Origin of the sequence: Streptomyces achromogenes subsp. achromogenes, assembly GCF_000720835.1 — a bacterium.
GTDB classification, from domain to species: Bacteria; Actinomycetota; Actinomycetes; order Streptomycetales; family Streptomycetaceae; genus Streptomyces; species Streptomyces achromogenes.
In genome coordinates, this window is the sequence record NZ_JODT01000003.1 from 193,180 (window position 1) to 205,700 (window position 12,521).

General features: G+C 73.1%; 11 protein-coding genes. 7 read left to right on the forward strand and 4 right to left on the reverse strand.

Annotation, left to right across the window (positions count from 1 at the left end):
- Positions 1-24 precede the first annotated feature (24 nt).
- Positions 25-1,722, reverse strand: a complete 1,698-nt coding sequence (locus tag IH25_RS0104410; RefSeq protein ID WP_030603149.1) for a purine-cytosine permease family protein — start codon at positions 1,720-1,722, stop codon at positions 25-27.
- A 454-nt stretch (positions 1,723-2,176) separates the two neighbouring features.
- Between IH25_RS0104410 and IH25_RS0104415 the strand changes: the two genes are divergently transcribed.
- Positions 2,177-3,097 (forward strand): CAP domain-containing protein, encoded by a 921-nt coding sequence (locus tag IH25_RS0104415; RefSeq protein ID WP_030603153.1) that lies wholly within the window; start codon positions 2,177-2,179, stop codon positions 3,095-3,097.
- A 108-nt stretch (positions 3,098-3,205) separates the two neighbouring features.
- Here IH25_RS0104415 and IH25_RS0104420 read toward each other — a convergent pair whose 3' ends face one another.
- Together IH25_RS0104420 and IH25_RS0104425 are read right to left on the reverse strand one after the other, a co-directional pair.
- On the reverse strand, positions 3,206-4,894 hold the full coding sequence (locus IH25_RS0104420; RefSeq protein ID WP_030603156.1) for a sigma-70 family RNA polymerase sigma factor: 1,689 nt from the start codon (positions 4,892-4,894) through the stop codon (positions 3,206-3,208).
- 190 nt (positions 4,895-5,084) lie between these two features.
- Positions 5,085-5,483: a winged helix-turn-helix transcriptional regulator gene (locus tag IH25_RS0104425; protein ID WP_030603159.1), complete on the reverse strand. Its 399-nt coding sequence runs from the start codon at positions 5,481-5,483 to the stop codon at positions 5,085-5,087.
- A gap of 107 nt (positions 5,484-5,590) precedes the next feature.
- Between IH25_RS0104425 and IH25_RS0104430 the strand changes: the two genes are divergently transcribed.
- The 3 genes from IH25_RS0104430 to IH25_RS0104440 all read left to right on the forward strand — a co-directional run bounded on the left by IH25_RS0104430 (position 5,591) and on the right by IH25_RS0104440 (position 8,647).
- On the forward strand, positions 5,591-6,460 hold the full coding sequence (locus tag IH25_RS0104430) for an alpha/beta fold hydrolase (protein WP_030603162.1): 870 nt from the start codon (positions 5,591-5,593) through the stop codon (positions 6,458-6,460).
- Positions 6,461-6,864: 404 nt separating this feature from the next.
- Positions 6,865-7,938 carry an NAD(+)/NADH kinase gene (locus tag IH25_RS0104435; protein WP_030603164.1) on the forward strand — a complete coding sequence of 358 codons (1,074 nt, stop codon included), beginning with the start codon at positions 6,865-6,867 and terminating at the stop codon, positions 7,936-7,938.
- A 208-nt stretch (positions 7,939-8,146) separates the two neighbouring features.
- On the forward strand, positions 8,147-8,647 hold the full coding sequence (locus IH25_RS0104440; RefSeq protein WP_030603165.1) for a peptidylprolyl isomerase: 501 nt from the start codon (positions 8,147-8,149) through the stop codon (positions 8,645-8,647).
- 61 nt (positions 8,648-8,708) lie between these two features.
- On the opposite strand, the gene IH25_RS0104445 is transcribed toward IH25_RS0104440, so the two are convergent.
- Complete coding sequence (locus IH25_RS0104445) at positions 8,709-9,488, reverse strand: thioesterase II family protein (RefSeq protein WP_030603167.1); 780 nt, start codon at positions 9,486-9,488, stop codon at positions 8,709-8,711.
- A gap of 161 nt (positions 9,489-9,649) precedes the next feature.
- On the opposite strand from IH25_RS0104445, the gene IH25_RS0104450 reads away from it, so the two are divergent.
- The 3 genes from IH25_RS0104450 to IH25_RS0104460 are packed head-to-tail and all read left to right on the forward strand — an operon-like array spanning position 9,650 to position 12,518.
- Positions 9,650-10,303 carry a helix-turn-helix transcriptional regulator gene (locus tag IH25_RS0104450; protein ID WP_030603169.1) on the forward strand — a complete coding sequence of 218 codons (654 nt, stop codon included), beginning with the start codon at positions 9,650-9,652 and terminating at the stop codon, positions 10,301-10,303.
- A gap of 14 nt (positions 10,304-10,317) precedes the next feature.
- On the forward strand, positions 10,318-11,502 hold the full coding sequence (locus IH25_RS0104455; RefSeq protein WP_030603172.1) for a DSD1 family PLP-dependent enzyme: 1,185 nt from the start codon (positions 10,318-10,320) through the stop codon (positions 11,500-11,502).
- A 47-nt stretch (positions 11,503-11,549) separates the two neighbouring features.
- Positions 11,550-12,518: a threo-3-hydroxy-L-aspartate ammonia-lyase gene (locus IH25_RS0104460; RefSeq protein ID WP_030603175.1), complete on the forward strand. Its 969-nt coding sequence runs from the start codon at positions 11,550-11,552 to the stop codon at positions 12,516-12,518.
- Positions 12,519-12,521 lie beyond the last annotated feature (3 nt).

The following is a 12,521-nucleotide window of genomic DNA, read 5'->3' on the forward strand; positions in this document are numbered from 1 at the left end:
CGAGCCGCGGGTGCACGCGATTGGTCACCGCACCCGGACGGCGGGCAGGCCGAGGGCGACCGGCCCCGGGGCGCCCGCTCCGCGCTTGCAGGAGTCATGGCAGTCCTTCTCCAGACTGCAGCACAGCGAACAGACCGGGCCCTGGTGGAAGGGACAGCCGGCCATGTCGGGCCGTTCGAAGTCGGTCGCGCAGACGGCGCAGGTCAGTACGGCGGCCGAGGGCAGCCCGTCCGCGCCGAGCAGCGGCTCGTCCAGGGTGTCGGGGCGGGCGAGGTAGTAGCGTCCCTTGGTGAGCACCGCGAACAGCGGCGAGAGCGCCATGGCGAGGAACAGCGCGATGAACGGCGAGAACGCCTTGCCGTAGGCGCCGAACGCCTCGAAGTAGGCGGCTATGGACACCCCGGAGGCGATCAGCATCGAGCCGAAGCCCACCGGGTTGAAGTGGTACAGGTGGGCCCGTTTGAACTCGATGTACGACGGGCTGAGCCCGAGCGGCTTGTTGATGATCAGGTCGGCGACGACCGCGCCGATCCAGGCGATGGCCACGTTGGAGTAGAAGCCGAGCACGGTGTTGAGGAAGCCGAAGACACCGCCCTCCATCAGCGCGAGCGCTATGCCGACGTTGAGGAAGATGTAGACGACACGGCCTGGGTGACGGTGTGTCAGGCGGGAGAAGAAGTTCGACCAGGACAGCGAACCGGAGTACGCGTTGGTCGAGTTGATCTTTATCTGGGAGAGGATGACGAAGAAGGTCGCCAGGCCCAGGGCCACCGGTGCGGCGAATGTGCCGAATCCGTGGACGTACTGCCGGATCGGTTCGTCGGCCTTGGCGAGCCCCGCGCTGCCCGCGATGCAGAACGCCAGGAAGGCGCCCCCGATCTGCTTCAGCGCCCCGAGGACCACCCAGCCCGGTCCGGCACCCAGCACGGCGGTCCACCAACGCCTGCCGTTCTGCGGAGTCTTGTCGGGCATGAACCGCAGGTAGTCGACCTGCTCGCCGATCTGCGCGATGAGCGACAGCGCGACGCCCGCACCCGCGCCCACACCGAGCGCGCTGAGCGTGGAGCCCGTGGGCGAGTCGCCCGCGAAGTGGGTGAACTCCGAGAACTTCCCGGGATCCTGGATCGCGATGGACACGAACGGGGCGACCATCAGCACCAGCCAGACCGGCTGCGTCCACACCTGCATCTTCGACAGCGCGGTCATGCCGTAGACCACGAGCGGCAGGATGACCAGCGAGCAGACGACATACCCGACGGCGAGCGGGATGTGCAGGCCCAGTTCCAGCGCCTGCGCCATGATGGAACCTTCGAGGGCGAAGAAGATGAAGGTGAAGCTCGCGTAGATCACCGAGGTGAGCGTCGAGCCGAGGTACCCGAATCCCGCGCCCCGGGTCAGCAGGTCCATGTCGATGGAGTACTTCGCCGAGTAGTACGAGATCGGGATGCCGGTCAGGAAGATGACCACCGCGGCGGCCAGGATGGCCACCAGGGCGCTGGAGAAGCCGTGCGCGACGGCGATCGAGCCGCCGATGGCGAAGTCCGCGAGGTAGGCGATGCCGCCGAGGGCGGTGGTGGCCACGACGTACGGCGTCCAGCGGCGGAAGGACTTGGGCGCGTAGCGCAGCGAGTAGTCCTCCAGCGTGTCGTTCCGCGTCCAGCCGTTGTACGTACGGCTGCCGGGCGGGGCCGGTGGCGCTTGGCTGTCGACGATGTCCGTCACGGCGCTCCCCTCGTCCTGCGCTGCGCCCGGACGCGCCGGGCCGGTTGCAGGGAAGGTTCGTGCCGCCGTGTTGCCCTGCCGTTTCCCCGTCTTTAAGAACAGCGTCCCGGTCGGAGGTGACAACCGTCACAGGGCTGTCGGCGACTAAGGGTGCCGGATAGTAGGTGCCGCTCCCACGACATATGGGATTTGTCCGTCTTGCCGCAGCCATGGAACACACCCGGCGTGACACCTGAACGGCCTGCGGGCAACTCGCCGGATCCCTCGTCGGCATCGGGTTCCTGAGGAACCGACAGTGATGCGCAAACGTCGCGGTCGCAATCTTCTGCATCTCCCGGCGTGACTGGCAAGGGCCGGGAGGGTCTACGAGGCGGGGTAGTAGCCGGTGTCTTTGCGTCCCGTGTGAGGCCGTCCCAAGAATGGGCGCTCCGCGATCACCGAGTGAGGTTGACGTATGGGACAGCACCGCAAGACCAAGCACTACCGGCGCATAGTCATCACCGCCGTCGCCGTCGGCGCCGTGGGCGTGCCGTCCGTCGCCCTGGCCTGTACCGACTGGCCGTACGGCACGGACCCGCGGCCGCAGGCCGGCGCGACGAGCACGCCCGGGGTGCAGGGGCAGCACCTTCACAGGCATCACCACCGCAACGGAGTGGACGCGGTCACGGACCGGGTCACCGCGCCGCGCACCACGGAACCGGTCACCACCGTGCCGCCGTCGTCCACGCCGTTCCCCTCCACGTCCGCACCGGCCCCCTCCGCGCCGGTCACGCCCCCGGCCAAGGCGCGGCCCGCGCACGCGCGTCCGGCCGTACGGCCCAAGGCGCGTCCGGCGGTGACGGCCCGGCCCCTCGCCCAGCCGCCTCGGCCCACCCCCGACACCACCGCTACGACCCCCACGACCGCCACCACCCCCACGGCCCCGACGGCCGCCGCGCCCAGCGCCCCGGCGCCCACCGCCACGGCGACCAGCGCACCGGCGTCCGCCGCCCCGGCGTCCGGGGTCGGCGCGGAGATCCTGCGGCTGGTGAACGCCGAGCGGAACAAGGCCGGTTGCCGGCCGCTCACCCTCGACCCGGCGCTCACCAAGGCCGCGCAGGACCACAGCGCGGACATGGCCGCCCACCAGAACATGTCGCACACCGGATCGGACGGCTCGGACCCGGGCCTGCGCATCACGCGCGCCGGCTACACCTGGAGCAGCTACGGCGAGAACGTCGCCTACGGCTACACCACGGCGGAGCAGGTCATGGCGGGCTGGATGGCCAGCCCCGGCCACCGGGCCAACATCCTCAACTGCGGGTTCCAGGAGATCGGCGTCGGTCTGGCGCAGCCCGGCAGCTACTGGACGCAGGACTTCGGCACGGCCCGCTGAGCCGGGCCGGCCGGCAGGCCCGCCCGCCGGCCGGGACCCCCGCAGGCCGACAGCTCGGCAGCTCCGCAGTCCCCAACGCGCCCACCCGCGCGCGGTGTTGTCCGCCGTTCAGAGTTTCGCACCGAAGTTCTGGGTCCACCACGGGCCGCCCGAGCCCTTGTGGACGCCCACGCCGATGTTCTTGAACGAGCAGTTGAGGATGTTGGCGCGGTGGCCGGGGCTGTGCATCCAGGAGTCCATCACCGCCTGCGGGGTCTGCTGGCCGCGCGCGATGTTCTCGCCGTACGTGGACCAGCGGTAGCCCGCGGCGGTGACGCGTTCGCCGGGGCCGGCTCCGTCGGGGTTCGTGTGGTCGAAGAAGCCGCGCGCGGCCATGTCGTCGGAGTGTCCCTGGGCGGCCCGGTCCAGTTGCGGGTCCTCGGCGACCGGGCCGCATCCGGCGGCCGCCCGCTCCTTGTTCACCAGCGCGACCACCTGTGCGACCGTGCCGGCGGGCGCCGGACGCGTCCGCGGGGCCGTCCGAGCGGGGCTGGGCGTGGCGGACGCGGGCGTGGGCGGCTGGGTCGGCTGGGCCTTCGGCGTGCCGGTCGTGCGCGCGGGACGGGGGTTCATGGCGGGGCTCGGCTTCTTCGACCGCGAGGGGGACGGCGACGAGGAGGCCGAGGGCGATGCCGAGGTCCGTACGGGGCTCGGGGCGGACAGGTCCGCCACGAAGGCGCCGGCGGTGGGTGCGGCGGTCGCCTCCTTGGTCTCCGGTCCGGAGCCGGTGCCGAAGTACCACAGGCCGCCGCCCGCCACGCAGGCCGCCACCACGGCGCCGCCGACGGCCCGGCGCCGGATCCGCCGCCGTCGCCGGGCCTCGCCGCGGGCGGTCGTACGACGCCGGGAGGCACGCACACCGACGGGACCGCTCCGGTCGCGCGCGGCGTCCGGCCCGGTGGCTGCCGTGTCCCCCGTGTCCGGCGCGGCGGAGTCGGCGTACGCGGTGGGGTGGAGGCCGGCCGCCACGGCGGACCGGGTCGCCGCCGTCAGCGTCGAGGTCACCGCGACGAGCGCGAGCCCGGCGAGCAGCCCCTCCGCCGGGAGCAGACCGCTCCACAGGCCGCCGCAGCGCGCGCACTCGCGGGCGTGCCGGGCTATTCGCTTGCGCCAGAGGGCGGAGGGCAGGCCGTCCCAGGAGGCCAGCAGCCCTCCCAGTTCCGCGCAGCGGGGCCGGGTGTCGAGCGCCCGTACCACCACGCGGGCCGACTCCAGGCGCGCCTTCATCCGCTGCACCCGGACCGCCGTGTGCTGCGGTGACACCCCGAGGGCCGTGGCGACCTCGGCGCGGGTCAGCTCGCCGGCGCACTCCAGCCACCACAGCGAGAGCACCTCTCGATCCTCCGGCTCCAGCCAGCGGGTGGCGCGCGCGGTCTCCTGGCGCTGGCCGGACAGCTGGAGGCGGACGATGGTCAGGTCCACGAAGTCGGCGCCCGGGTCGGCGACGTGGGCGGCCTCCTCCACGGTGCCCGGGGCGAGTTGGCGGTCCCGCCAGTGCGCGCGGACGCGGTTCATCGCGATGGCCACGAGCCAGGAGCGGAAGCTCTCCGGGGTGCGCAGGTCGCCGAGCGAGCCGAGGGCCCGGAGCATGGTCTCCTGGACCACGTCGTCCACGTCGACCGAACCGTTCAGGGCCCGCCCCACGATGTTGTACACGAGCGGGAGGTACGCGCCGACCAGGGCGTCCTGGGCCGCCGGGTCTCCCGCGCGGGCGGCGTCGACCAGTGCCGCCGTGTCCACCGTGTGCTGTGTCCTCATCAAAGCTTCCCTGTCCTCGGCGCCGAACGATGCTGTGCGTCACCTGGGAGACCGTCCGGTGCGGTGCCGATAACACTTCTTCGCGGGACAGTTCTTCGGATTTTCGGAGAATCGTTCGAGGGGAGGCTCACAGGGTGGTGCGGCGACCGCAAGGAGGGAGATCACACCGGACGGACCGGAGCGTCGTGGCTCACTTCTCCTGCCGGTCGCTCAGCGCGTTGGCCCGGTCGACCTCGGCCATGTGCTCCTCGGCCCAGTCCCGTACGGCGGCGAGCACGCTGTCGAGCGACAGGCCGAGCGGGGTGAGCCGGTAGTGCACGGCGGGCGGCACGGAGGGCTCCACCCGGCGTTCGGCCAGACCGTCGCGGACCAGGCTCCGCAGGGTCGCCGAGAGCATCTTTTGGGAGACGCCCGGCATCCGGCGCAGCAGTTCGGCGAAGCGCACCTCTCCCGGTGCGGCCTGGGCCAGCACCTTCACCGCCATCGACGTCCATTTCGTACCGATCCGGTCGAGCAGCCGGCGGGTCGGGCACGCGGGGTCGAACAGGTCACCGCGCGCGGCGGGCGCGCCCTTGGCCTGGGAAGTCACCTGAAGCTCACCAACTGACGGGGAAGTGCGGTCTGTTGACCCCGAGCCTAGTTACCTAGCCTTCCCTTGTCACCATTGGTTACTCAAGGGACTGAGAGAGGTCTCTCATGACTGTCACCTCCCTGCCCGGTGTGCGGCTGCGCCGGGTCACCGTCGACGGGACCGGACTCAACGTCGCCACGGCGGGCTCGGGTCCGGCCGTGCTGCTGCTGCACGGCTTCCCGCACACCTGGCGGCTGTGGACCGAGGTCATCGGGCCGCTGGCCCGCCGGTACCGGGTGATCGCACCGGACCTGCGCGGCTTCGGCGACAGCGACCGGCCGGCGGACGGTTACGACGCCGCGACCCTCGCCGCCGACGCCGCGGGCCTGCTGGAGGCGCTCGACGCGGGACCGGCCGCCGTGGTCGGCATCGACCTCGGCACCCCGCCCGCGTTCCTGCTGGCCATGCGGCGGCCCGGCCTGGTACGGCGGCTGGTGCTGATGGAGTCCCTGCTGGGCGATCTGCCGGGCGCCGAGGAGTTCCTCGCGGCCGGGCCGCCGTGGTGGTTCGGGTTCCACGCGGTGCCCGGACTGGCCGAGTCGGTGCTGGTGGGGCACGAGGAGGCGTACGTCGACTGGTTCCTCCGGCGCGGGACGCTGGGCCGGGGTGTACGGCCGGACGTCCGCGCGGAGTTCGTCCGCGCCTACACCGGCGGCGAGGCGCTGCGCGCGGCGTTCGGCCCCTACCGGGCGCTGCCCGCCGGTGCCCGGCAGATCCGGGAGGCGGTGTCCGGGGCCCGTCTCACCGTGCCGGCACTCACTCTCGGCGCCCATCCGGTGGGCCGGTCACTGGAACGGCAACTGCGGCCGTACGCCGACCGGTTGACCGGCCATGTGATCCCGGACTGCGGCCACATCATCCCGCTGGACCGTCCGGAGGCGCTGCTGGCGGTGCTGGAGCCGTTCCTCGCGGCGGAGGACGACGACCGGGAGTGAGCGCCACCGCCCGGCACTCCGCGGCGGCTCTCCGTACGGCACACCCCGGGGACGGCGGCTCTTCTCCGGACGGCACGCCCCGAGGGCGGCGGCTCCTCTCCGGACGGCAGGCTCCGGGGACGGTGCCCCTCGGCACGGCACGCCCGGGAAACGGCGGCTCTCCGCCCGGCACACCGTGGGGAGAGCGACTCTCCGCACGGCGCACCCCGGGGACAGTTGCTCTTCTCCGTACGGCAGGCCCCCGGGAAGGGCGACTCCCGTACGACACGCCCCCGGGACGGTGGCCCTCCGCGCGGCACACGCGGGGACGGTGCCGCCCGGCGGCGTGGCGCGCGCCGGGCCGGTGCCGGGGGCGGCGAGGATGACGCCGGGCAGGAAACCGGCTGGGAGGCGGGTGTGCGGGTATGACGGTGAACCGTGTCGGCCTGGTCGTGCACGGCGGGCGCGCCGAGGCGGTGGCCGCCGCGCGCGAGGTACGCGCGTGGTGCGCCGGGCGCGGGGTGGGCTGCGCGGACATCGACGTGTGGCGGGCGGGCGCGCGGCACAGTGCCCGCGAGGAGCTGGACAGCGCGGGCGATCCCGACCTCATCGTCACCCTGGGCGGCGACGGCACGTTCCTGCGCGGTGCCCGCCTGGCCGCCGAGAACGACGCCCTGGTGCTCGGTGTCGACCTGGGCCGGGTCGGCTTCCTCACCGAGGTGCCCGCCCCGGCGGTCCGGGCCGCGCTGGACGCCGTACAGGAGGACCGGATCCACGTGGAGCACCGGATGCTGCTCACCCTGCGCGCGTCCTGCCGGCTGGAGGTGCCCGCGCACATGGAGGCGCTGCTGAGCTACGGGCGCGGGCCGCTGCTGCCTCCGCCGCCGGTGCGCACGGAGTGCGAGGCGGGCGGGGACTGGGGGGTCGCCCTGGACGTGACGGCGCTGAACGACGTGGTCCTGGAGAAGCTCTCCCGCGACCGGCAGGTGTCGGTCGGGGTGTATCTGGCGGGCCGGCTGCTGGCCTCGTACTCGGCGGACGCGCTGCTGGTGGCCACGCCCACGGGGTCCACGGCGTACAGCTTCGCCGCGGGCGGCCCGGTGGTGTCGCCCCGCGCGGAGGGTCTGATTTTCACGCCGGTCGCGCCGCACATGGTGTTCAACCGGTCGGTGGTGGCGGCGCCGGACGAGCCCGTCGCGCTGCGGGTGCTCCAGGGGTCGGGGCGGGCCGCGGTCAGCATCGACGGCCAGTTGCGCGGGGTGCTCGGCCCCGGGGACTGGATCGGGGTGTACGCCGCTCCGCGCCGGCTGAAGGCGGTCCGGCTCGGTCCGATGGACTTCTACGGCCGGCTGCGGGAGCGGATGAACCTCACCGACGCGCCGGCCGCGCTCGCCGACGGGGAGGCCGCCCCGCTGTGGCCGGTGACCACGCCGCCGCCGGGCGATCTCGCCCATCTGGCGCTGCCCCCGGTCCCCGGCGACGCGCCCCGGCTGTCCTGATGCCCGGGGCCGTCCGCGCACCTCGCCATGACCCGGATGGCCGCCCGGGGCCCGGGGCGCCGCAGCGTCGTACGGGTGCTCTGTGGTCGTATATTCCATGGGGCCCTCGGGCCGTCCGACCGGCGTGCCCGTCGGTCGCACCGGAGAACGGCCGGCCGGGCCGTACCTGTAGCGTGGGCGAGTCCCACCGGAATGAGGAGATTTTTTCATGTCGACAGTCGAGCTGAACACCAGCGCCGGCCGGATCGTGCTGGAGCTGAACGACGCCGAGGCGCCCAAGACGGTCGAGAACTTCCTGGCGTATGTGCGCAGCGGCCACTACGACGGCACGATTTTCCACCGGGTCATCAACGACTTCATGATCCAGGGCGGTGGTTTCACGCAGGACATGAAGCAGAAGCCCACCCTGGCGCCGATCCAGAACGAGGCCGACAACGGGCTGAAGAACGACAACTACACCGTGGCGATGGCGCGGACGAGCGACCCGCACTCCGCGACGGCCCAGTTCTTCATCAACGTTTCGGACAACGCGTTCCTGAACTACTCCTCGAAGACCCCGAACGGCTGGGGCTACGCCGTGTTCGGCCGGGTCACCGAGGGCCAGAACGTCGTCGACGCCATCAAGGGCGTGAAGACGGGCAGCCGCCAGGGCCACCAGGACGTCCCCACCGAGCCGGTGGTCATCGAGTCCGCCAAGATCCTGGGCTGACACCCTCCCGCCGGGCGGCACCGTCTCCACCGGTGCCGCCCGTCGCATGTGCCCGGCGCGCTCAGCGGGCCGCCCCGGCGCCGGGCGCGAACCGCCGCAGCGCGGTCTCGATCCCGGCCAGGACGGCCTGCTGCCGCGCGACCAGGTAGAAGTGGCCCCCGGGGTGGACGTGGCACTCGAACGGGCCGTCGCTCTCCCGGGCCCAGGCACGGGCCTCGTCGGGGGTGACCCTGGGGTCGGCGTCACCCGTCAGGACGACGAGGGGGCAGCCCAGTCGTGGTCCGGGGGTGGGCCGGTAGCTCTCCACGACGCGGTAGTCCGCCCGCAGCGCGGGCAGCACCAGCTGAAGCAGTTCCTCGTCCTGGAAGACGGCCGCGTCGGTGCCGTCGAGCCGGACGACCTCCTCGATGAGCCGCGCGTCGTCGTCCAGGTGGAGGCTCTCGGCCCGCTCGGCGGACGGGCCCCGGCGGCCGGACAGGAAGAGCACCGCGGGGGGCCGGCCGGCGTTCTCCAGCAGCCGGGCCAGTTCGAAGGCGACCAAGGCACCCATGCTGTGCCCGAACAGCGCCAGCGGCGTCCGCTCCCACTCGTCCAGCTCGTCGAACACCCCTTGGGCGAGTTCCTGGACGGAGTGCGCGAAGGGTTCCTCGGCGCGGTCCTGACGGCCGGGGTACTGCGCCGCGCGCACGTCCACCGCGGGCGACAGCGCCTTGGAGACGGGGAAGTAGAAGCTCGCGGAGCCGCCGGCGTGCGGCAGGCACAGCAGCCGCGGCGCGCCCGGCTCCGGCTGGTGGAAGCGGCGCAGCCACTTCGGGCGCCCCCCGCTGGACCGGTCTGCCATGCGTCCCCCTCGTCGATACGTGCCGTGTGCGAAACCTGCCGGTACGGAGGGTAGTTGACGTCCGGCGGCGGTGCGGCCCGGATCCCCTGGACAGCGGACATCACACAACTTAGACTCCTCGTCCAGAAGTAGACCGTATGTCGAGGCCGACGGGGAGACCCATGGAGCACCGGGTGGACGCCACGGACGAGCACGACGCGGACGAGCACCTCCTGAAGGAGGCGGAGAAGATCGCGGTCGCGCTGGGCCGCATGTTCCCCGGTCTGTGCGAGGTCGTGCTGCACGACCTGCGCGACCCGGAGCACGCAATCCGCGCCATCGAGAACAACCTGTCGGGCCGTCAGATAGGCGATCCGGCAACGGAGTTGGGGTTGGCCCGCATCTCCGACCCGGACTACCCCGGCGTCGTGCAGAACTACCCGAACCGGTTCCCCGACGGCCGCCCGGCGAAGAGCACGTCCATCGGCATCAAGAACGCGGCCGGCGAGTACGTCGCCGCCCTGTGCCTGAACCTCGACGTGTCCGTGCTCTCCCCCGTCACCCTCGCCCTGTCCAACCTCGTGGCGACGGACACCGAGCACCGCGAGCGGCCCCTGGAGACCCTGCGCGACCGTACCGCGCGGGAGCTGCGCGAGGCGGTGGAGGCCCGTGCCGCCGAGCGCGCCGCCACCCCGCGCTCGCTGAGCCGGGAGGAGAAGAGGGCCCTCGTACGGCAGTTGCAGCGCGACGGCTACTTCGACTCGCGCGACGCCGCGCAGACCATCGCGGACCTGCTCGGCGTGTCCCGGGCGACGGTCTACAACTACGCGAAGTGAGGGGTCACCCGCCCATGAGCACCGCCTTCTCCCCCGCCGCCGTCCGCCCCACCGCCGTCCGGACCCTGGCCGACCCCGACACACCGTTCGCCGTCGTGGACGCGCACCGGGCCCGGCGCAACATCGCCCGGCTGCGGGCCCGGGCGGACCGCCTCGGGGTCGGCCTGCGCCCGCACGTGAAGACGGCCAAGAGCCTGGACGCCGCCGCCCTCCTGCACGACGGCACGCCCGGCCCGGTCACCGTCTCCACCCTCGCCGAGGCCGAGGCGTTCGCCGACGCGGGGTACCGCGACCTCACCTACGCCGTCGGCATCGAACCGCGCAAACTCCCGCGCGTGACCGCCCTGGTGCGGCGCGGTGTCACGCTGCGCGTCCTGCTGGACAGCACCGAGCAGGCGGAGTTCGTCGCCGCGGCGGCCCGGGAGGCCGGCCTCGCCCTGCCCGCGCTGATCGAGATCGACTGCGACGGCCATCGCGGCGGCCTCAAGCCCGACGCGCCGGGCCTCACCGGGATCGGCCGCGTCCTGCACGACGCGGGCTGCCTGGACGGCGTCCTGACCCACGCGGGCGAGTCGTACTCCGCGTTCACCGCCGAGGAGCGGCGCGCGGCGGCCCGGAACGAACGCGACGCGGCGGTCACGGCGGCACGGCGGCTGCGCGCGGCCGGCCTGCCGGTGCGCACCGTCAGCGTGGGTTCCACGCCCACCGCGCACGCCGCCGACGACCTCACCGGGGTCACCGAGCTGCGCGCCGGGAACTACGTCTTCTTCGACCTGGTGATGGCGGGCCTCGGCGTCTGCGCGCCGGCCGACATCGCCCTGTCGGTGGTGGTCACCGTCATCGGGCACCGTCCGGAGTACGGGTGGATCGTCACGGACGGCGGCTGGATGGCCCTGTCCCGCGACCGGGGCACCGCCGCCCAGCCGCAGGACCAGGGCTACGGCCTGGTCACCGACCTGTCCGGCACCCTGATCCCGGGCCTGGTCATGACCGCCGCCAGCCAGGAGCACGGCACCCTCACCGCCCGGGACGGCGCGGCCCTGCCCGAACTGCCCATCGGCACCCGGCTGCGCGTCCTGCCCAACCACGCCTGCGCCACGGCCGCCCAGCACCACGGCTACCACGTCGTCGACAGCGGCCGCGGTACGTCGGCGCCCCCCGCGATCGAGGCGTACTGGCCGCGCGTCTCCGGCTGGTGACCGCCTCAGTCCCCCCTTCCCCGTCCCGTCGCCCGAAGGACTTGTACATGGCCACCGCACCGCCCCTCACGCTCGCCGACGTCCGCGAGGCCGCCGCCCGCCTCGAGGGTGTCGCCCACCGCACCCCCGTCCTCACCTCCCGCACGCTCAACGCCCTTGTCGGAGCGGAGGTGTTCATCAAGGCCGAGAACTTCCAGCGGATCGGCGCCTTCAAGTTCCGCGGCGCCTACAACGCCATCGCCCAACTCCCCCCGGAGCAGCTGGCGAAGGGTGTCGCGGCCTACTCCTCCGGCAACCACGCCCAGGCCACCGCGCTGGCCGCCCGCGAACTGGGCACCCACGCGGTGATCCTGATGCCCGAGGACGCTCCCCGTTCCAAGCGGGAGGCGACCGTCGGATACGGCGCGGAGATCGTCACCTACGACCGCTACACCGAGGACCGCACCGCGCTCGGTCACGCCCTGGCCGAGGACCGCGGTCTGGCCCTGATCCCGCCCTACGACCACCCGCACGTCATGGCCGGCCAGGGCACCACGGCCCTGGAACTGCTGGAGGAGACCGGCCCGTTGGACGCCCTCGTGGTGCCGGTGGGGGGCGGCGGCCTCATCGCCGGATGCGCCACCGCCGCCACCGCGCTGCACCCCGGCATCCGGATCGTCGGCGTGGAACCGGAGGCGGGCGACGACACCAGGCGTTCCCTGGCGGCCGGCGCGCGCGTCACCATCCCGGTGCCCCGCACCATCGCCGACGGCCAGGCGCTGGCCACCCCGGGCGAACTCACCTTCCCCGTCAACCAGCGGCTGGTCGAGGCCATCGCCGTGGTCGGCGACGACGAGATCGTCACCGCGATGCGGTTCGCCTTCGAACGCCTGAAGATCGTCCTGGAACCGAGCGGCGCCAGCGCGCTGGCCGCGCTGCTGGCCGGGCGCGTCGACCGCCTCCCGCGGCGGATCGGGGTCATCGCCTCCGGCGGCAACATCGACGTCGGCCGCTTCACCGCCCTGGTCGGCGGCTGAGCT

Excerpts from the sequence above, each read along its gene's own strand:
- IH25_RS0104415 (WP_030603153.1), top strand. The coding sequence starts at position 2,177 with ATGGGACAGCACCGCAAGACCAAGCACTACCGGCGCATAGTCATCACC.
- IH25_RS0104455 (WP_030603172.1), top strand. The coding sequence starts at position 10,318 with ATGAGCACCGCCTTCTCCCCCGCCGCCGTCCGCCCCACCGCCGTCCGG.
- IH25_RS0104420 (WP_030603156.1), bottom strand. The coding sequence starts at position 4,894 with ATGAGGACACAGCACACGGTGGACACGGCGGCACTGGTCGACGCCGCC.
- IH25_RS0104440 (WP_030603165.1), top strand. The coding sequence starts at position 8,147 with ATGTCGACAGTCGAGCTGAACACCAGCGCCGGCCGGATCGTGCTGGAG.
- IH25_RS0104435 (WP_030603164.1), top strand. The coding sequence starts at position 6,865 with ATGACGGTGAACCGTGTCGGCCTGGTCGTGCACGGCGGGCGCGCCGAG.
- IH25_RS0104460 (WP_030603175.1), top strand. The coding sequence starts at position 11,550 with ATGGCCACCGCACCGCCCCTCACGCTCGCCGACGTCCGCGAGGCCGCC.
- IH25_RS0104445 (WP_030603167.1), bottom strand. The coding sequence starts at position 9,488 with ATGGCAGACCGGTCCAGCGGGGGGCGCCCGAAGTGGCTGCGCCGCTTC.
- IH25_RS0104430 (WP_030603162.1), top strand. The coding sequence starts at position 5,591 with ATGACTGTCACCTCCCTGCCCGGTGTGCGGCTGCGCCGGGTCACCGTC.
- IH25_RS0104450 (WP_030603169.1), top strand. The coding sequence starts at position 9,650 with ATGGAGCACCGGGTGGACGCCACGGACGAGCACGACGCGGACGAGCAC.